The sequence below is a fragment of the Microbacterium sp. 22215 genome (assembly GCF_052045655.1).
Taxonomy (GTDB): Bacteria; Actinomycetota; Actinomycetes; order Actinomycetales; family Microbacteriaceae; genus Microbacterium; species Microbacterium phyllosphaerae.
The window spans coordinates 46815-66356 of the sequence record NZ_JBQEPC010000002.1 but is presented as its reverse complement, the minus strand read 5'-3'; the positions used below and the strand labels follow the sequence as shown (position 1 = coordinate 66356).

Below are 19542 nucleotides of genomic sequence, written 5' to 3'. Positions count from 1 at the left end.
AGGCGACGGGATCGTCGCGAAGACGCTGCTCCGGGCGCGCGAAGACGCTCAGCGCGCAGAGCTTGAAGACAATTCTACGACCTCTGCGGCGGCGGTGGCGACGTCCTCGTTCACGATGAGGTGGTCGAACTCGTTCTGTGCGGCCAGTTCGACCTTCGCGGTGCGCAGCCGGCGAGCCCTCTCCTCGGCGCCTTCGGTGCCGCGTCCGACCAGTCGCTGGACCAGTTCGTCCCACGTCGGCGGCAGCAGGAAGATCAGCGTCGCCGCGGGCTCGGCCTTCCGTACCTGACGTGCGCCCTGGAGATCGATCTCGAGCAGCACGGTCTTGCCGTCGGCGAGAGCGGCGTCGATCGGTGCCCGCGGAGTGCCGTAGCGCGACCGGTTGTGCACGACGGCGTACTCGAGGAGCTCGTTCTCGGCGATCAGCCGATCGAACTCCGCGTCGTCCACGAAGTAGTAGTGCACGCCGTCGATCTCGCCGGGGCGAGGGGCACGGGTCGTCGCCGACACCGAGAGGTGGATCTCGGGGTTGTGCTCGCGGATGTGCGCGGCGACCGTCCCCTTGCCCACGGCTGTGGGCCCGGCGAGAACGAGCAGACGGCTCCGGGCACCGCGCGGTTCGAGCACGGGGAACCGCGTGTCGAGCCACTGCGAGAGTGCGACTCGCTGACGAACGCCCAGACCGCCCAGCCTCTTGACCGGCGAGATGTGCAGCTCATCGAGGATGCGGTCGCGCTTCCCCGCGCCGATCGCAGGAAGGGCGAGGAGGAAGTCGGTGATCCGCATCGACCCCTCGACGGAGTCGGGGTCGGCGGTCGCGCGTTCGAGCACGACCTGCGGCGTCACGACGCGCATGGTCAGATCGCGCTTCAGCGACGCGCGGGCGCGACGACGCTCCACGGCCTTGCGTGCCGCTGCGGCCCGATCGACCTCGGGAACCGGACGGGACTCAGCCACGGGTGCTCTCCCTGTACTCTGCGACGCGGGCGTCGATGGCGGTGGCGAGACCGGCGGGTCCCGCCGAGAGGATGCTGCGGCTCTCGCTCGCGATGACCGCGTGGCTCATCGTGCCGAAGCGGTGGCGGAGGTCGGCGGGGGTCGCCCCCTGCGTCCCGAACCCGGGTGCGAGGATCGGCGCGGTCGGTGCGAAGGCCGCGATACCGGCATCCGTCCAGTCGACCGTGGCTCCGATGACGAAGCCGAAGCTCCCCCACTCCCCCGTGTCCGAGTGCTCCGCGTTGCGGGACGACACCACGGCGATGATGTCGGCGGACACAGCGCGCCCGGTCTCGGAGACCGCGCGCTGGAGTCCCTCAGCCTCGGGGTTGCTGGTCGCGGCGAGGACGAACAGGCCCTTGTCGTGCCGATGCGCCAGGGCGAAAGCGCCGTCCAGGGCGCCGACGCCGAGGAAAGGATTGACCGTGAGCGCATCCGCCTCCAGCGGAGAACCCGGGGTCAGCCAGGCCTCGGCGTACGCGTCCATGGTCGTTCCGATGTCGCCGCGCTTCGCGTCGGCGATCACGATCAGATCCGCGGCCCGTGCTGCAGCGAGAACGTCTTCGAGCGCTGCGACCCCGGCGGAACCGAACCGCTCGAAGAACGACACCTGCGGCTTCACGACGCCGACGCGGCCCGCGGCGGCCTCGACGGTCCGCAGTCCGAAGTCCCGGACTCCGCGTGCGTCGTCCGTGAGCCCCCAGGAGTTCAGGAGCGCCGCGTGCGGGTCGATGCCCACGCAGAGCGGGCCGTGCGCCGACAGGGCGTCACGGATCCGCTCTCCGAAGCGTGCGCTCACAAAGCGGCCTGTCGGTCGAGGGCGTACTCCTGCAGGCTCTTCACCTGGAAGCCCTCGTGCGCCGCATCCATTCCGCTCACCGCAGCGCCCAGGACGGCCATCGTGGTGAACAGCGCCTTGTCAGCCGCGACGGCGGCCGCGCGGATCTCGTAGCCGTCGGCACGGGCCGCTCCACCCGAGGGGGTGTTCACGACGATGTCGATCGCACCCTCGTTGATCAGGTCGACGATGTTCGTCGCACCCGACTCCTGGGTCTCGCTGAACTTCTCGACCACGGTCACGGCGATGCCGTTGCGCGACAGGATCTCGGCAGTGCCCTCGGTGGCCACGATCGTGAATCCGAGCTGCTGGAGGCGGTGCGCCGGCAGGATCACCGCGCGCTTGTCGGAATCGGCGACCGAGATGAACACGGTTCCCGAAGTCGGCATGCCGCCGTACGCGGCAGCCTGGCTCTTCGCGAACGCGGTCGGGAAGTCACGGTCGATGCCCATGACCTCGCCCGTCGAGCGCATCTCCGGTCCGAGGATCGAGTCGACCGTCTTGCCGTCTGCGGTGCGGAACCGCTTGAACGGCAGCACGGCCTCCTTGACCGAGACCGGGGCGTCGAGCGGCACGCGCGAGCCGTCCTGCTCGGGCAGCATGCCCTCGGCGCGCAGCTCGGCGATGGTGGAACCGGTCATGACACGGCTCGCCGCCTTCGCCATCGGGATGCCCAGCGCCTTGGAGACGAACGGCACCGTACGGCTGGCGCGGGGGTTCGCCTCGATCACGTAGAGCACTCCGGCGCTGATCGCGAACTGCACGTTCAGCAGACCGCGGACGCCCACGCCCTCGGCGATCGCGAGGGTGGCCTCGCGCACGCGGTCGATGTCGGTACGGCCGAGCGAGACCGGCGGGAGCGTGCAGCTCGAGTCGCCGGAGTGGATGCCGGCCTCTTCGAGGTGCTCCATCACGCCGCCGATGAACAGGTCGGTGCCGTCGTACAGAGCGTCGACGTCGAGCTCGATCGCGTCGTCGAGGAAGCGGTCGACGAGAAGGGGCTTGCCCTCCTCGATGATGACCTCTCCCGCCGTGCGCACGAAGTACTCGCGCAGCGAGTCCGAGCTGTAGACGATCTCCATGCCGCGTCCGCCGAGCACGAAGCTCGGACGCACGAGGACCGGGTAGCCGATCTCCTCGGCGACCGCGACCGCACCGTCGGCGTCGATCGCCGTGCCGTGACGCGGGGCGATGAGGCCGGCCGAATCGAGCAGCTGCGAGAAGAGCTCGCGCTCCTCCGCGATGTCGATGGCGGCGGGGCTGGTGCCGAGCACGGTGTAGCCGGCAGCCTCGATGCCCTTCGCCAGGCCCAGCGGGGTCTGTCCGCCGAGCTGGCAGACGACGCCCAGGATGGTTCCGCTGGCGGCCTCCGCATCGAGCACCTCGAGCACGTCCTCCAGGGTCAGCGGCTCGAAGTACAGGCGGTCCGAGGTGTCGTAGTCGGTCGAGACCGTCTCGGGGTTGCAGTTGACCATCACGGTCTCGAAGCCCGCGTCCGACAGCGCGAACGACGCGTGCACGCAGGAGTAGTCGAACTCGACGCCCTGACCGATGCGGTTCGGCCCGGATCCGATGATGACGACCTTGGTGCGCTCGGACGGCACGACCTCGGTCTCGAAGTCGTAGCTCGAGTAGTGGTACGGCGTGAGAGCCGGGAACTCGCCCGCGCACGTGTCGACCGTCTTGTAGACCGGACGGATGCCGAGGCCGTGGCGCATGCCGCGGATCTCGGCCTCCTTCTCGCCACGCAGCTCGGCGATCTGCGCGTCGGAGAAGCCGTGCTCCTTCGCGTAGCGGAGGGTCGCGGCGTCGAGCTCGGGGGCGTTCGCCACGATCTCGGCGACCTCGTTGATCAGCACGATCTGATCGATGAACCACGGGTCGATCGCGGTGGCTTCGAATGCCTGCTCGACGGTCGCGCCCTTGCGCAGCGCCTGCTGCAGGGTGACGATGCGTCCGTCGGTGGGCACCTTCGAGATCTCGAGCAGCTCGTCGACCGAGCGCTCCTCCGCGCCCCAGTGGAAGCTGGATCCGCGCTTCTCGAGCGAGCGCAGCGCCTTCTGCAGCGCGGTGGCGTAGTTGCGGCCGATGGCCATCGCCTCACCCACCGACTTCATGGTGGTGGTGAGCGTCGCATCCGCCGCGGGGAACTTCTCGAAGGCGAACCGGGGCACCTTGACGACGACGTAGTCGAGCGTGGGCTCGAAGCTCGCCGGGGTCACGCCCGTGATGTCGTTCGGGATCTCGTCGAGGCGGTAGCCGAGCGCGAGCTTGGCGGCGAGCTTCGCGATCGGGAAGCCGGTGGCCTTCGAGGCCAAGGCGCTCGACCGCGAGACACGCGGGTTCATCTCGATCACGATGATGCGGCCGTTGCTCGGGTCGACGGCGAACTGGATGTTGCAGCCGCCGGTGTCGACGCCGACGGCGCGGATGATGTCGATGCCGATGTCGCGGAGCTTCTGGTACTCGCGGTCGGTCAGCGTCAGCGCGGGGGCGACGGTGATCGAGTCTCCCGTGTGCACGCCGACCGGGTCGACGTTCTCGATCGAGCAGACGACCACGGTGTTGTCGGCCGTGTCGCGCATGAGCTCGAGCTCGTACTCCTTCCAGCCGAGGATGGACTCCTCCAGGAGCACCTCGGTGGTCGGCGAGTCGCGCAGGCCGGCTCCGCCGATGCGGCGCAGGTCCTCCTCGTCGTACGCGAACCCGGAACCGAGACCGCCCATCGTGAACGACGGACGCACGACGAGCGGGTAGCCGAGCTCTGCGGCGCCCTCGAGCAGGTCGTCCATCGTGTGCGCGATGATGCTGCGCGCCACGTCTGCGCCGGCATCCAGCACCAGCTGCTTGAAGATCTGCCGGTCCTCGCCCTTGTTGATCGCCTCGAAGCTCGCACCGATCAGCTCGACGTCGTACTTCTCGAGGATGCCGTGGTTGTGCAGCTCGATCGCGGCGTTCAGCGCCGTCTGACCGCCGAGGGTCGGCAGGATCGCGTCGGGGCGCTCCTTGGCGATGATCGTCTCGATGACCTGCCAGGTGATCGGCTCGATGTACGTCGCGTCGGCGAAGTCGGGGTCGGTCATGATCGTGGCCGGGTTGGAGTTGACCAGGATGACCCTGACGCCCTCTTCGCGGAGGACGCGGCACGCCTGGGTGCCGGAGTAGTCGAACTCGCAGGCCTGACCGATGACGATCGGGCCGGAGCCGATGACGAGAACGGAGTTGATGTCGTCGCGCTTGGGCATTACTTGGCGTCCTTCTTGCTGGCGATGACCATGTCGCGGAACCGGTCGAAGAGGTAGTTGGCGTCGTGCGGGCCTGCGGCCGCCTCGGGGTGGTACTGCACCGAGAACGCGGGGATGTCGAGGGCGCGCAGGCCCTCCACCACGTTGTCGTTCAGTCCGACGTGGCTGACCTCTACCTTGCCGTAGCCGTTCGGGCTGTCGAAGGATCCCTCGAGCGGGGCGTCCACGGCGAACCCGTGGTTGTGCGCGGTGATCTCGACCCGACCGGTCGACTTGTCGAGCACGGGCTGGTTGATGCCGCGGTGGCCGAACGGCAGCTTGTAGGTGCCGAGGCCCAGCGCGCGTCCGAGCAGCTGGTTGCCGAAGCAGATGCCGAAGAAGGGAAGGCCGTCGTCGAGGACTGCGCGCAGCAGCTCGACGTGGTCACCGGAGGCCGCCGGGTCGCCGGGGCCGTTCGAGTAGAAGACCGCGACCGGATCGATCGATCGGATGTCATCGATCGTGACGTTCTGCGGCAGCACGTGCACCTCGAACCCGCGGGCTGCGAGGTTGTCGATCGTGGCCTGCTTGACGCCGAGGTCGAGGACCGCGAGATTGCCGACCCTCTCCCCCATCGCGGTCGTCACCGTCGCGACGTCGACAGAGACCTGAGCCGAGAGGTTCTGACCGGCCATCTGCGGGGCCTCGCGCACGAGGCGCAGCTGCTCCCCCTCGTCGAGCCGTGCGGCCTCACCCGAGAAGATGCCGCCGCGCATGGAGCCGGCCGACCGGATGTGGCGCGTGATCGAGCGGGTGTCGATACCGCTGATGCCGACGATGCCGTCCTGCACCAGCACCTCGTCGAGTGAGGCGTTCGCGCGCCAGTTCGAGACGACGCGCGAGGGGTCGCGCACGATGTAACCGGCCACCCAGATGCGTCGGGACTCCGGGTCCTCGTCGTTCATGCCGGTGTTGCCGATGTGCGGCGCCGTCTGCAGGACGATCTGTCCGGCGTACGACGGGTCGGTGAGCGTCTCCTGGTAGCCGGACATGCCGGTGGCGAAGACGACCTCACCGATCGTGGTTCCCAGCGCGCCGTAGGCGCGGCCGGTGTGACGGGTCCCGTCTTCGAGGACGAGGACGGCGGGTTCGGGGAGGGCTGTCATGACGTTGCTCCTGTGTCGGGGGCAGCGGTGTCGTCCGAGGCGCCGGAGGCGGGGACGAGTCGCTGCAGTTCTGAGATGAAGTTCTGGGGGTCTCCGTCGGTGAGACGGAGGTAGGAGTCGACGATCGTGTCGTCGTCGGCGCTCCAGGCCACGCGGACGAGGCCACCGGGCTCGACGACGCGATCGATCGTGACCGTCGCGCGGTCGACGCTCGCCAGGCGGGCCGAGGCCAGGAAAACCGTCGGTGCTCCGTCGAGGCAGAGCGCGAGTCCCCGGTCGGTGACCGCGACCTCTCCTCGGGCGCGGTACGCGAGCGGCGACAGCGTCAGGCGCTCGAGCGGCTGGTCGTGCTTGGTCGTCGACACGTACAGCACCTCGTGGCGGTCGAGCACCTGCGCGTGCTCGGGAACGCCGAGGGGCGCCGTGAGACCGGAGTCGCGTCGGAGTCGTCGTCGCCAGGCGAACAGCATCGTGAGCAGCACGAGGACCGCCAGGGCGATCATCAGCGCGATCGCGAGATCCCTGGGGATCATGCCCGGAGCTCCGAGACCACGGCGCCGGCGTCGACGGTGAGGACGCCGCCGTGCACCGTGTACTCGACGCGTCCGGGCAGGTCGCGTCCGAGGTAGGGCGAGTTCACGCTGCGGCCGTGCAGGTCGGCCTCGGTGAAGACCCCTGCGACCGACGCGTCGTACAGCGCGATCTGTGCCGGCGCACCGACCTCGAGCGCGGTGCCGTGCCCCGACAGGCGACCGATGCGTGCCGGTGCGGCGCTCATCACGCGAGCCACGTCCTCCCAGCCGATCAGGCCGGTCTGCACCATCGACTGGTGCACGACGCGCAGTGCGCTCTCGAGCCCGACCATTCCGTTCGCGGCGGCCTGCCACTCGCACGCCTTGTGTTCGCTCGGGTGCGGGGCATGGTCGGTCGCGACGATGTCGATCGTGCCGTCGGCGAGGCCCTCGCGCACGGCGAGCACATCCTCTTCGCGGCGGAGCGGCGGGTTGACCTTGTACCGGGCGTCGTAGCCGCGCACCAGCTCGTCGGTCAGCAGCAGGTGGTGCGGGGTCACCTCGGCGGTGACGTTGATGCCGCGCTTCTTGGCCCAGCGGATGATGTCGACCGACCCGGCCGTCGAGAGATGGCAGACGTGCAGACGCGATCCCACGTGCTCGGCGAGGAGCACATCACGGGCGATGATCGACTCCTCCGCGACCGCCGGCCACCCGGCGAGTCCGAGCTCGGCCGAGACGGTGCCCTCGTTCATCTGGGCGCCCTCGGTGAGCCGCGGGTCCTGCGCATGCTGTGCGATGACGCCGTCGAACGACTTCACGTACTCGAGCGCACGGCGCATGATCAGCGGATCGAAGACGCAGAATCCGTCGTCGCTGAAGACGCGCACCTGGGCGCGCGACGTCGCCATCGCGCCCAGCTCGGCGAGGCGCTCGCCCTTCTGACCGACCGTGACGGCGCCGATCGGCTGGACCGTCGCGTAGCCTGCGGCCTCACCCAGCGCGAGCTCCTGCTCGACGACTCCGGCCGTGTCGGCGACCGGGGAGGTGTTCGGCATCGCGAAGACGGCCGTGAACCCACCGGCCGCCGCAGCGCGGGTTCCGGTGAGGATCGTCTCGGAGGCCTCGTAGCCCGGTTCGCGAAGATGGGTGTGCAGATCGACGAGACCGGGAAGTGCGACGAGGCCCGCCGCGTCGATGACACGGGCCCCCGTGCGGGAGAGACCGGTGCCGATCTCGGCGATCACACCGTTCTCCACGATGATGTCGGCGCTCTCCGCACCGAGAAGCTGTGCGCCGGTGATGACGAGGGTCTCGCTCACTGGTCTCCCCCTCGTTCGTCGTCTCGTTCTCCTGCAAGAAGCAGGTACAGCACTGCCATCCGGATGGACACTCCGTTCGTCACCTGTTCCAGCACAGTGGAGCGCGGGGAATCGGCGGCTTCGGAGGAGATCTCCAGACCCCGGTTCATGGGTCCGGGGTGCATCACAATGCTACCGTCCGGAAGACCTGCGACCCGCAGTGCGTCAAGACCCCATCGTCTGGAATACTCCCGCTCAGTCGGGAAATACGCGGCGTTCATCCGTTCGAGCTGGATACGCAGCATCATCACGGCATCCGGGCCTTCCGCCAGCGCCTGATCGAGGTCGTAGACGACCCTCGCCGGCCAGAGCGAGACGTTCTGCGGCACCAGTGTCGGCGGGGACACCAGCGTGACCTCGGCACCGAGCGTCGAGAGCAGCCAGACGTTGGAGCGCGCGACCCGCGAGTGCAGCACGTCGCCGACGATGACGACCCTGATCCCGGCGAGGTCTCGACCGCGGCTGTCGGCGCCGAACCGTCTTTTGCGGATCGTGAAGGCGTCGAGGAGCGCCTGCGTCGGATGCTCGTGCGTACCGTCGCCCGCGTTGACGACGCCCGCCGAGATCCACCCGCTCGTGGCGAGGGTCTGTGGGGCACCGGAGGCGGGATGGCGGATGACGACCGCATCCGCCCCCATCGCCTGCAGCGTCTGAGCGGTGTCCTTCAGGCTCTCGCCCTTGGAGACGCTGGAGCCCTTCGCCGCGAAGTTGATCACATCGGCCGAGAGACGCTTCGCCGCAGCCTCGAACGAGATGCGGGTGCGCGTGGAGTCCTCGAAGAAGAGGTTGACGACGGTCTTGCCTCGGAGCGTCGGGAGCTTCTTGACCTCGCGCGACTGCGTGTCGGACATGTCCTCGGCGACGTCGAGGATCCGCAGTGCGGTCTCGCGGTCGAGAGTACGGGTGTCGAGGAGATGTCTCATGCTTCGATCGTCACCTCTTCGGAGCCGTCGTCTTCGGTGAGGCGCACGTTGACGCGCTCCTGCCGGGACGAGGGGATGTTCTTGCCGACGAAGTCGGGGCGGATCGGCAGCTCGCGGTGACCGCGGTCGACGAGGATCGCGAGGCGCACGATCGAGGGACGCCCGATCGACTGCAGCGCGTCGAGAGCGGCACGGATGCTGCGTCCCGAGAAGAGCACGTCGTCGACCAGGACCACGGTGCGTCCGTCGATGCCGCCGGCCGGGATGTCCGTCGGACGCGGCGACCGGGTCGGGTGCTTCGCGAGATCGTCACGGAACATCGTGACGTCGAGCGCTCCCACCGGCACAGCGGTCTGTGCGATCTCGCCGATGACAGTGGCGAGGCGACGGGCGAGAGTGACGCCGCGGGTCGGGATGCCCAGCAGGACGAGGTTCTCAGCCCCTCGGTTCGACTCGAGGATCTCGTGTGCGATGCGGGTCAGAGCCCGCGAGATATCGGCTTCGTGCAGAACGGTGCGTGCACTCATCAGCCGCTCCCTTCTCCGCCTCACAGGACGGTGTTAAAGGTTGCTTGATTCGTCCAGTCTAGCGCGTGGTCATCGCCAGCCGAGAACGTCACGGACGACCGCCTGCGAGAACGGAGCGCCGTCATTCGGCACCCCACGCAGGAACTCGTGCGAGACCATGGCGCCTTCGGCGCCGGCAGCCGCGGTGATGCCCTCGAGCGCCACGCGGAGCCGCGGGCCTGCCGCCCATGCGTACTCCGCGTCTCCCCGGAGGGAGATGTGGGGGAAGACGACCAGTTCGGCGACCCTTGACGCGACGTGACGAGCTGCCACCACCACGAGCGTGGGTGGGATCGAATGCTGCAGCGCACGCGGAAGCGGGAAAGGAAGGTCGTCGGTCAGGATCCCCCGCCAGAATCCACGACGAGAGCGCTTCTCATCGCCGATCTCGAGCGTGGTCGACGTCCAGTCCGATCCCTGGGCGCGAAGCGTCGACTCGAAATCGTCCTCGCGCGGCTCGAATCCCTGCTCCTGCAGGAACTCCGTGGCGATGCGCACCAGTCTGGGAGCGTCGGATCGCACGACCCACCTGGCGCCCCGGAACGGTCCGGCGAACTGCAGACGCGAGGTCCGAGCATCCCGGCCCGAGCCCTGCGGATGCGAGGCGCCGCGCACGTCAGCTGGCCTCGCTGAGCACCGCGTCGGTGACGTCGTCGATCTTGGTCGAGCGGATGGGGTGACCGCTGGTCGACAGGCATCGTCCGGTCTTGAGGTCCCACTTCCAGTCGTGCATGCTGCACGTCAGGATGCCGTCTTCGTCGACCTTCCCGGTCTTGGTGAGGTCGGCGCGCAGATGCGGGCAGCGTCGCTGAACGACCCAGTCGCCGACTTCGGCGTCCTCGGTCTGGTCGGTCTGCTCCTGGTACCAGTTCTCGACGTACTCGATCCGGTCGACCGAGAGGCACTTGAGGAACGTCGTGAGGAACTCGTTGAACTTGCCGCTGCGACCGACCTGGAACTGCATCGACAGGAAGATCGAGTTCGACCAGTCGATCTCGTGGTCGCGGATGTTCGTCGAGACGAGGTCGGCGGGGATCGTGTACCAGTAGATGCACTCCTCGCCGGCGTACTCGCGCACCTTGGCGCGGGGGAAGTCGACGACCATGTCGAGGTCGCCGATCTTGAACCGGACGCACCCGCCGACACCGAGGCGGATGGTGCGCGACTTCTTCAGCAGCGGCTCCCACCAACCCTTGAGCGCCTCGAGGATCTCCGCCGCCGGAAGGACCTCCGCGCGGGAAGCCTCTTCGTCGCGGATCTCCTGCTGACGCGTCGAGCGCTGCTCCTCGAGGTAGTCCCACTTCTCGTCGAAGATGTGGGCGAGCTCCGCCTCGGTGTAGAGCGACTGCTCGGTGGCGACGTCTCCCCCGTCGACCGTGACGACCGTGCCGGGGACGAACAGGTGGCCGTCGTACTGCGGCGACTGCTCCTTCATGTGCGCGAGGAACTGCTTCTGGTCGGTGAAGATCGACTCGCCGTTGCGGCCGATCCCGTTGAAGTCGAAGAGGTCGTCGCGCAGGAACATGGGCGGTCCTGCCATCGGGAAGACGTGCGGGGCGTCCACCTTGTCGATGTAGTACATCGCCCGCTTGTTCTGAGCATCGCGCTTGAGCTTCGCGAAGTTCTGCTTCGCGTCCATGGGCAGGTCGTAGACCATGGGCCACCAGATGGCCCCGGAGACCTGCGTGAAGTACGCGTCGGGCTTGCCGAAGTGCAGCAGGGTGTCGAGATCGAGAGGATGCGAGTCGTTCTGGTTGAGGATCGACGCGGTGCCGTCGTCGACGCTCAGCGACGAGTCGCCGATCGGGCCGTCGCTCGGGGCGCGGAGCGGCGTGATCATGATCTTCAGATCGCCGCGTTCGATGATCTCCCCTGCGGGTGCGTAGGTGATGTTCGTGTAGCCGAGCGCCCGGATGTCCTGCTCGAGGTCGTCGATCGGGTACTCGGGCAGCAGCACCTCGATGTCCTTGCGGATGTACCGCTCGAGCAGCTTCGGGTCGAAGTGGTCACGGTGACGGTGCGAGATGTAGAGGAAGTCGGCCTCACGACCGAATCGCTCCCAGTCGAGCCCTCGGTTGTCGGGGAACGGGAACCAGGAGCCGAAGAAGGAGGGTCCGAGGACGGGGTCGCAGATGATGTTCCCGCCGACCGTCTCGATGAACATCCCGGCGTGGCCGAGTCCCGTGATCCGCATGCATTCCTCCTGAAGTGAACCGTTCGATTCTACCGATGGGCCCCTGAGCGAACCCGATGACCCGGCCGGAAGTAATCAGCTCTCCTCGAAGAGCCCCTTGATGTCGTCGGCCGTGATCGACTGCGCGAACAGCTCGTCGTCGTCCATGACGGCCGTGAAGAGGCGGGCTTTGCGCTGCTGCAGCTGCAGGACCTTCTCCTCGATCGTCCCGGTCGAGATCATCCGGTAGACGAACACCTGACTCGTCTGCCCGATGCGGTGGGTGCGGTCGATCGCCTGCTCCTCCGCCGCGGGGTTCCACCACGGATCGAGCAGGAAGACGTAGTCGGCCTCTGTGAGAGTCAGACCGAAGCCTCCCGCCTTCAGGCTGATCAGGAAGACCGGCTGCTCCCCCGCCTTGAACGCGTCGATGACCTGCTCGCGGTGTCTCGTCGAGCCGTCGAGATGGGCGTACGGGATGCCGGCCGCTTCGAGGCGGGAAGCGGCGAGGTCGAGGAACGACGTGAACTGGCTGAAGACGAGGGCACGGTGCCCCTCGGCCTGCAACTCGATCACCCTCTCGAGCAGGGTGTCGAGCTTGCTGGACCCGATCTCCGCGTCGGCCTCGTCGACCAGGCCGGGCGCGAGGCTCAGCATCCGCAGCAGAGTGAGCGAGCGGAAGACGATGAACCGATTGCGGTCGAGATCGTCGAGCAGACCCAGCACCTTCTGACGTTCGCGCTGCAGTACCACGTCGTAGAGGGCTCGGTGCTCGGGGCTCAGCTCGACCTCGAGCAGCTGCTCCTGCTTCGCCGGCAGGTCGGAGGCGACGAGCTCCTTCGTGCGTCGCAGCATCAGGGGCCGAACGCGGCGACGGAGCTGGGCCAGACGCCGGGCGCGGTACTCGCCGCCCTCCTCGTTCTCGGGGACCTTGCCCTTCTCGATGGGCTGGATGTATCGGTCGCGGAACTTGCGCGCCGACGGGAACAGGCCGGGAGCCGCCAGGGACAGGAGCGACCAGAGCTCCGACAGGCTGTTCTCCATCGGCGTTCCGGTCACCGCGTACGTCACATCGGATCGGAACGTCGCGATGGCCCGGTGCAGTCGCGTCTTCGGGTTCTTGACGAACTGGGCCTCGTCGAGGATCAGTCCGGCCCACTCGACCGTGCGGAACTCCTCTTCGTCGAGTCGGGCGACCGTGTAGGAGCTCACCACCAGGTCGGCCGACTCCGCAGCGGTGCGCAGCGCGTCCGCGCGCCTGCCGCTGGTGCTGTCGACGATCGACACCCGCAGTCCCGGAGTGAACCTCGCCGCCTCCGACCGCCACGTGCTCAGCACCGACGTGGGAGCGAGCACCAGGAACGGCCGGCTCTCGCCCTCATCCTTCGCATGCTGGAGGAAGGTCAGCAGCTGCAGCGTCTTGCCGAGACCCATGTCGTCGGCGAGGATGCCGCCCATTCTGTGGCGCCACAGGAAGGCGAGCCAGTCGAACCCGGTCTTCTGATACGGCCGAAGCTCGGCCTGCACTCCCGCGGGCACGGGGGTCTCGGGAACGCCGGTGGCCTGACGGAGCCCCTCGGCCGTGGCTCGCCAGTTGACCGCGGGCTCCGCCTCGTCGGCGAGGTCTTCGAACTCCTCCCAGAGGTCGGTCTGGTAGCGGCTGATCCGGGGGCCGGTCTCCCATTCCTGCAGCTCACCCGCCTCTTCGATCAGATCGCGAAGGCGGTCCAGAGCCGGGTGGTTGAGCGAGAAGTACCCGCCGTCGGAGAGCAGGAGCTTCTTGCGTCCCTTGCTCAGCGCGGTGAACAGCGGACCGAACGGGATCCTTCGGCCGTCGATCGTCACGAGGATGCCGAGGTCGAACCAGTCCGAGTCGGTCGTCTCGACGGTCGTGACCTTCACCTCGGGGACGCCGGTCAGCTCGCGGTACTCCTTGGGTGCGCCGACAGACTCGACGGTCACGCCCACCGCCTCGAGGGCGGGGACGCCCTCGGCGACGAACGCCGCGGCATCGATGTCGTGGAACGAACCACCCGGCCGGAAGTTCGTCGCCCGGAACTCCTGCCAGGCCTCCTCGATCCGCGCCCGGGTCGTCGCCTCTGCTGAGGCGTCGCGCACCGCGGCGTCGTTCCAGGCGAACGGCACGCGTCCGAATCGGCCGTATGACCACTCGAACGAGTAGCTCACCACATCTCCGCGTTCGTACGTGATCGTCAGAACGGGCTTCGGGTCGGGCACCTCAGGCAGCGAGACGGCACCGACCGCGCGGACCACACTCCGCCGCGCGAGCAGCGGGTAGGCGTCGGAGATGAACGCCTGCTCATCGGATGCCGGGACCACGATGGCCTCGGGGGCGGCCAGCAGCGCGCGGATCTGCTCGCTCAGGGGTGCCTCTGCGAGCACGATCTCGATCCGCGACCCGATCAGAGCTGCCGAATACAGGCCGGTGCGACCGATCGGATGCGCCGCTGATGCGGGCACGGCGGCATCCTCGATCTGGACTTCGGCGGCGACGGACAGCGAACCGTCCTCGACCCGCGCGATGCGCGCCGACACCTCGGCCGATGTGGCGAGTCGCACGGACGCGTTCTTCTGACTCGCGACGAGAGGTATGCCGAGCTCCACTCCCGTGCGGAGCTGACCCCACAGCAGGGGCGACTCGACCTGATCGAGCACCAGCCAGTCGCCCGCGTTGCCGGAGAGCAGTGAATCGCGGGAGATGCTCAGCAGATCGCCGAACCAGCGGTTCTGCATACGCCCGAACTGGGTCGCATCCCGACGCACGGCATCCCAGCCCGCACCGCCCTGGATCCACGACCCCGTCTGGGCGCTGCGCATGAGAGGACGGATCGCGAGCAGCAGCTCGCCGCCCGGCCGGGCGAGATCACGCGCGGTCGCCGCGCGCACCGGACGTGGACCCCAGTGGTTCTCCGACCGGGATTCCCGGTGACGCAGCTCGACTCCGAGCGCCAGCGGCTGCGGGTGCCGCGAGACCGCCGGGTCGAGCAGGCTGCGCCAGGAGGGAGCCGACTCCGGCGCGCGAGGCGTCGCCGGAGGAGCCGCCTCCGCGGGCCGCTTCAGCGCGGCGGCCTGCTCGGTGTACTCGTGCACGTTGGAGGCGAGCAGCGTCGCGACGACGTGCTTGCATCCGCTGCGCACCGGGCATGAGCAGCGGGTCGTGCGGACCCGACGAGTGCCGTTCGACGACACGAAGCCGACCTCGGTCTGGTACTGCGCGTCGCCGCTGCCGCTGACGTGCCCTTCGAGCTCGAGGAGATCCTCGTGCCAGACCACATCGAGCACGTTCCCGGCGCGGAAGTAGGCGAGACCGCGCTGATATCCGCCCGCGTCCGTGATCTGCATGAGGTCGCGGAGGTCGACGTGCGGCGCGGGCATGGTCCTATCCTTCCCGCGGCCCCGGACATCGAGGTCGCCGCGGTCTGTGGCCTCGCTCAGGCCGCGCGAGAGACGCGTGCGAGCACGCCGTGCACGAACGCACCGGAGTCGTCGGTCGAGAACTCCTTGGCGAGCTCGACCGCCTCATCGATGGCGACGGCCGTCGGCACCTGGTCGTTGAAGAGGATCTCCCACACGCCGATGCGCAGCAGCGCTCGATCGACGGCCGGCATCCGCTCGAGCTTCCAGTCGCGGCTGTGCGTGGTGATCTGCTCGTCGATCTCGTCGCGGTGATCGATGATGCCGTCGACGACCTCGCGGGCGTACAACCACGAGGCCTCACGTGCGGGCTCGCTCGCTGCGCGCTTGGCTTCTGCGGCCAGCGTCACCGAGACCTCGTCGCCACGGACGTCGGCCGAGAACAGGATGTCGAGTGCGCGCTTGCGCGCCTTCGTACGGGCGCTCACGCCTTACTTCTCGCGGCCGAGGTAGTCGCCCGTGCGCGTGTCGACCTTGACCTTGGTGTTGGTCTCGACGAACAGCGGGACCTGGATCTCGTAGCCGGTCTCGAGCGTGGCGGGCTTCGTGCCCGCCGAAGAACGGTCACCCTGCAGGCCGGGCTCGGTGTACGTGATCTCGAGGATCACGGAAGCCGGCAGGTCGATGTAAAGCGGGTTGCCGTTGTTGAGCGCGATCGTGACCTGCTGGTTCTCGAGCAGGAAGTTCTTCGCGTCGCCGACGGTCGCCGCGCTCACGGTGATCTGGTCGTAGTCGGTCTGGTCCATGAACACGTAGGCGTCGCCGTCGGTGTAGAGGTAGGTGTAATCGCGGCGGTCGACGTTCTCGATCTCGATCTTCGCGCCGGCGTTGAACGTCTTGTCGACGACCTTGCCGCTCATCACGTTCTTGAGCTTGGTGCGGACGAACGCGCCGCCCTTGCCGGGCTTGACGTGCTGGAACTCGACGACGCTCCAGAGCTGGCGCTCGATGTTGAGGACGACGCCGTTCTTGATGTCTGCGGTAGATGCCATGCGCTGGACTTTCCGTTTCTAGAGTCTGGGGGCCGCTCGCGTCCCGGTGGACTGGGTGGGCCGACAGTCGATTCTACGGGATGAGCGCTGCGAGCTGCCGCACAGCGCTCGCATACCCCTCCACGCCCTCGCCGATCACCCTGACCGCAGCGACATCGTGCAGGTAGGAGTGGTGACGGAATTCCTCGCGCGCGTAGACGTTCGAGATGTGGACCTCGGCGAAGGGCAGCGAGACGCCGGTGAGCGCGTCGCGCAGGGCGACGGACGTGTGCGTCAGCCCGCCCGGGTTGATCACGACGCCTGCACAGTCCTCCCGCGCGGCGTGGATCGCATCGATCAGGACGCCCTCGTGGTTGCTCTGGATCGCGCGGACCTCGAAGCCCTCGGCGGCGGCGGCCTCTGCGGTGAGCCGCTCGACATCGGCGAGGGTGGCCGTGCCGTAGACCTCGGGCTCGCGGCTGCCGAGCAGGTTGAGGTTCGGACCGTTGACGAGCAGGAGGCGGCGCATCAGTCGCCGATCTCCTGGTACGCGGCGAACAGCAGCGACTCGTCGGGTGCCTGCAGCACCGTGGGCTTCGCGATGTCGTCGAGCAGGATGAAGCGCAGCATCCCGCCTCGGCTCTTCTTGTCACGCTGCATCGTCGCCAGCAGCTGCGGCCAGGCACCCGCGCGGTACCCGGTCGGAAGGCCCAGCGATTCGAGGATCGTGCGGTGGCGCTCCGCGGCGTCGTCCGAGAGGCGTCCGGCGAGCCGTGACAGCTCCGCCGCGTAGAGCATCCCGATCGAGATCGCCGCGCCGTGGCGCCACCGGTAGCGCTCCGCATGCTCGATCGCATGGCCGAGCGTGTGACCGTAGTTGAGGATCTCGCGCTGCCCCGCCTCCCGGAAGTCGTCGGAGACGACCTTCGCCTTCATGTCGATCGCGAGTTCGACTGCACGACGGAACTCGGGGGTCGTCGTGTCGACGGCGCGCGCCGGATCGGCCTCGATGATGTCGAGGATCTCGGGTGCCCAGATGAAACCGGCCTTCGCGACCTCGGCGAACCCTGCGGTCGCCTCGTTCGGGCTGAGGCTCGCGAGCTCGTCGAGGTCGCCGATCACAGCGCGCGGAGCCCAGAAGGCGCCGACGAGGTTCTTCCCCTCGGCGGTGTTGATCCCCGTCTTCCCGCCGACCGAGGCGTCGACGAGTCCGAGCACCGTCGTCGGCACCTGGACGACCTGCACTCCGCGCAGCCAGGTCGCCGCCACGAAGCCCGCGAGATCCGTGACCGCGCCGCCGCCGTAGCCGACGACGGCATCCGTGCGGGTGAAGTCGGCCTGGCCCATGACCTGCCAGCAGAACGCCGCGACCTCGATGCGCTTGCCCTGCTCGGCATCCGGCACCTCGGCCAGCAGCACCTCGCGGGGTCCGTTCTCGACGTCGGCCAGAAGCCGATCGCGCAGCTCGGCGGCGCGGGCCGCGAGCGTCGGAGGGTGCACGACGAGGATCTTGCGCACCCCGGGGTCCAGAGCCGCGGAGACCTGATCGAGGATCCCTCGTCCGATGGTGATGTCGTACGGGGTCTCCCCCGTCACGCTGATGGTGGTGGTGCTCATGCCAGTTCTCTCCTCCAGGCCACGATGTCGTCGGCGATACGCTGCATGGGGCGCCGAGACGTGTCGAACGTCACGGATGCCACCTCGTCGTACCAGCCTCGACGTTCTTCGAAGATCTGCGTCCATCGCCCGACCGGGTCGTCTCCCGCGAGCAGCGGTCGGCCGCCGGCGTTGATGCGATGCACGACCACCTCCGGCGACACGGTCAGGAAGACCACGGGATGCTCGAGCAGCAGCGCCCGTGTTCCCGGATCGGTCACGGCTCCGCCTCCGAGCGAGACCACTCCACCCGTGCTCAGAGCGGCGGCCACCTCGGCGCGCTCGAGCGAGCGGAAATGCGCCTCCCCGTGGTCGGCGAAGATCGCTGGAATGGGCCCGTGCGCCGCGACGACGCGCTTGTCGGTGTCGACGAAGGGCACACCGAGCTTCTTCGCGACACGGCGCCCGACACTGGTCTTGCCGGCCGCCATCGGACCGACGAGAACCAGCGTCAGCTGCTCAGCCTCGCTCGTCATGCGCGATGAGCGCCGCCTCGGACGCAGGTGTCGTGCGCAGTTCGGCGGGGATCCCGTCGAGGTAGCCCTCGAGGTTGCGGCGCGTCTCGCGGATGCTGTCTCCACCGAACTTCTCGAGCACGGCGTTGGCGAGCTCGACCGCGACCATCGCCTCGGCGACGACGCCCGCGGCGGGCACCGCGCACACGTCCGAGCGCTGGTGGTGCGCGGTGGCGTCCTCGCCCGAGGCGATGTCGATCGTGCGGAGAGCATGCGGCACGGTCGCGATGGGCTTCATCCCCGCGCGCACGCGCAGCACGGTACCGGTCGACATCCCGCCCTCGGTGCCGCCCGCGCGGTCCGAGCCTCGGGAGATGCCGTCCGCCGTGGCGAACAGCTCATCGTGCGCTGCGGACCCACGCCGACGGGTCGTCTCGAAGCCGTCGCCGACCTCGACGCCCTTGATGGCCTGGATGCTCATGAGCGCCTGCGCGAGACGCGCGTCGAGTCGGCGGTCCCAGTGCACGTGGGATCCCAGCCCAGGCGGCAGGCCGTAGGCGAGGACCTCGACGATGCCGCCGAGGGTGTCGCCGTCCTTCTTGGCATCGTCGACCTCGGCCACCATGAGGGCGGACGTGGCCGGATCGAAGCAGCGCAGTGGATCGGCGTCGAGCGCCTCGACGTCATCGGGAGTCGGCAGCGCAGAGCCGGCCGGCACCTGCACAGGCCCGATCGCGAGGGTGTGGCTGACGAGGCGGATGCCCAGCTCGCCCAGGAACGACCGGGCGATCGCGCCGAGTGCGACACGGGCCGCGGTCTCGCGCGCGCTCGCGCGCTCGAGGATCGGCCGAGCCTCATCGAAGTCGTACTTCTGCATCCCGACGAGATCGGCATGACCGGGGCGCGGACGGGTCAGCGGAGCGCTGCGACCGCGTGACTTGTCGGTGAGCTCGACGGGCTCGGGGTTCATGACCTCGATCCACTTCGGCCACTCGGTGTTGCCGATGCGCAGGGCGATCGGGCTGCCGAGGGTCTTGCCGTGGCGGACGCCGCCTGAGATGGTCAGCTCGTCCTGCTCGAACTTCATCCGCGAGCCGCGACCGTAGCCCAGCTTGCGGCGTGCCAGATCGGCCTGGATCGCCTCGGAAGACACGGGCACGCCCGAGGGCAGACCCTCCATGACGGCAATGAGTTCTGGGCCGTGCGATTCGCCGGCCGTGAGCACGCGGAGCATTGCTCTAGTCTCCCACGCGTTTCGACCCGATT

General features: G+C 68.5%; 17 protein-coding genes. All 17 read right to left on the bottom strand.

Annotated features, from left to right (window positions below):
* Positions 1–48: 48 nt before the first annotated feature.
* The gene (gmk, locus tag ACTJKH_RS03530; protein ID WP_440735783.1) at positions 49–957 is read right to left on the bottom strand and encodes a guanylate kinase; all 909 of its coding nucleotides are present in this window, start codon (positions 955–957) and stop codon (positions 49–51) included.
* Positions 950–1795: an orotidine-5'-phosphate decarboxylase gene (pyrF, locus tag ACTJKH_RS03525; RefSeq protein ID WP_440735782.1), complete on the bottom strand. Its 846-nt coding sequence runs from the start codon at positions 1793–1795 to the stop codon at positions 950–952. The genes gmk and pyrF overlap by 8 nt, the downstream gene beginning before the upstream one ends.
* Positions 1792–5079: a carbamoyl-phosphate synthase large subunit gene (carB, locus tag ACTJKH_RS03520; RefSeq protein ID WP_440735781.1), complete on the bottom strand. Its 3288-nt coding sequence runs from the start codon at positions 5077–5079 to the stop codon at positions 1792–1794. The genes pyrF and carB overlap by 4 nt, the downstream gene beginning before the upstream one ends.
* The gene (carA, locus tag ACTJKH_RS03515; RefSeq protein WP_440735780.1) at positions 5079–6224 is read right to left on the bottom strand and encodes a glutamine-hydrolyzing carbamoyl-phosphate synthase small subunit; all 1146 of its coding nucleotides are present in this window, start codon (positions 6222–6224) and stop codon (positions 5079–5081) included. The genes carB and carA overlap by 1 nt, the downstream gene beginning before the upstream one ends.
* Positions 6221–6757 (bottom strand): PH-like domain-containing protein, encoded by a 537-nt coding sequence (locus ACTJKH_RS03510; RefSeq protein ID WP_440735779.1) that lies wholly within the window; start codon positions 6755–6757, stop codon positions 6221–6223. The genes carA and ACTJKH_RS03510 overlap by 4 nt, the downstream gene beginning before the upstream one ends.
* Positions 6754–8058, bottom strand: a complete 1305-nt coding sequence (locus ACTJKH_RS03505) for a dihydroorotase (protein WP_440735778.1) — start codon at positions 8056–8058, stop codon at positions 6754–6756. Before ACTJKH_RS03505 ends, ACTJKH_RS03510 begins: the two co-directional genes overlap by 4 nt.
* A complete protein-coding gene (locus ACTJKH_RS03500; RefSeq protein ID WP_210097969.1) occupies positions 8055–9020 on the bottom strand; it encodes an aspartate carbamoyltransferase catalytic subunit in 966 nt (321 codons plus the stop codon). Before ACTJKH_RS03500 ends, ACTJKH_RS03505 begins: the two co-directional genes overlap by 4 nt.
* On the bottom strand, positions 9017–9547 hold the full coding sequence (gene pyrR, locus ACTJKH_RS03495; protein WP_440735777.1) for a bifunctional pyr operon transcriptional regulator/uracil phosphoribosyltransferase PyrR: 531 nt from the start codon (positions 9545–9547) through the stop codon (positions 9017–9019). The genes ACTJKH_RS03500 and pyrR overlap by 4 nt, the downstream gene beginning before the upstream one ends.
* A 69-nt stretch (positions 9548–9616) precedes the next feature.
* The gene (locus ACTJKH_RS03490) at positions 9617–10084 is read right to left on the bottom strand and encodes a hypothetical protein (RefSeq protein ID WP_440735776.1); all 468 of its coding nucleotides are present in this window, start codon (positions 10082–10084) and stop codon (positions 9617–9619) included.
* 118 nt (positions 10085–10202) lie between these two features.
* A complete protein-coding gene (locus ACTJKH_RS03485) occupies positions 10203–11780 on the bottom strand; it encodes a Rieske 2Fe-2S domain-containing protein (protein WP_440735775.1) in 1578 nt (525 codons plus the stop codon).
* 75 nt (positions 11781–11855) lie between these two features.
* Positions 11856–15155 carry a DEAD/DEAH box helicase gene (locus tag ACTJKH_RS03480; protein ID WP_440735774.1) on the bottom strand — a complete coding sequence of 1100 codons (3300 nt, stop codon included), beginning with the start codon at positions 15153–15155 and terminating at the stop codon, positions 11856–11858.
* Between the two features lie 56 nt (positions 15156–15211).
* Positions 15212–15622, bottom strand: a complete 411-nt coding sequence (gene nusB, locus ACTJKH_RS03475; protein ID WP_210097973.1) for a transcription antitermination factor NusB — start codon at positions 15620–15622, stop codon at positions 15212–15214.
* 3 nt (positions 15623–15625) lie between these two features.
* Positions 15626–16186, bottom strand: coding sequence for an elongation factor P (gene efp / locus ACTJKH_RS03470; protein WP_259158982.1), 561 nt, complete (start codon positions 16184–16186; stop codon positions 15626–15628).
* 73 nt (positions 16187–16259) lie between these two features.
* A complete protein-coding gene (gene aroQ, locus ACTJKH_RS03465) occupies positions 16260–16694 on the bottom strand; it encodes a type II 3-dehydroquinate dehydratase (protein ID WP_440735773.1) in 435 nt (144 codons plus the stop codon).
* Positions 16694–17782, bottom strand: a complete 1089-nt coding sequence (gene aroB / locus ACTJKH_RS03460) for a 3-dehydroquinate synthase (RefSeq protein ID WP_210097977.1) — start codon at positions 17780–17782, stop codon at positions 16694–16696. Before aroB ends, aroQ begins: the two co-directional genes overlap by 1 nt.
* Positions 17779–18297 (bottom strand): shikimate kinase, encoded by a 519-nt coding sequence (locus ACTJKH_RS03455; protein WP_210097978.1) that lies wholly within the window; start codon positions 18295–18297, stop codon positions 17779–17781. The genes aroB and ACTJKH_RS03455 overlap by 4 nt, the downstream gene beginning before the upstream one ends.
* Positions 18281–19510 carry a chorismate synthase gene (aroC, locus tag ACTJKH_RS03450; protein WP_440735772.1) on the bottom strand — a complete coding sequence of 410 codons (1230 nt, stop codon included), beginning with the start codon at positions 19508–19510 and terminating at the stop codon, positions 18281–18283. Before aroC ends, ACTJKH_RS03455 begins: the two co-directional genes overlap by 17 nt.
* Between the last annotated feature and the right edge of the window lie 32 nt (positions 19511–19542).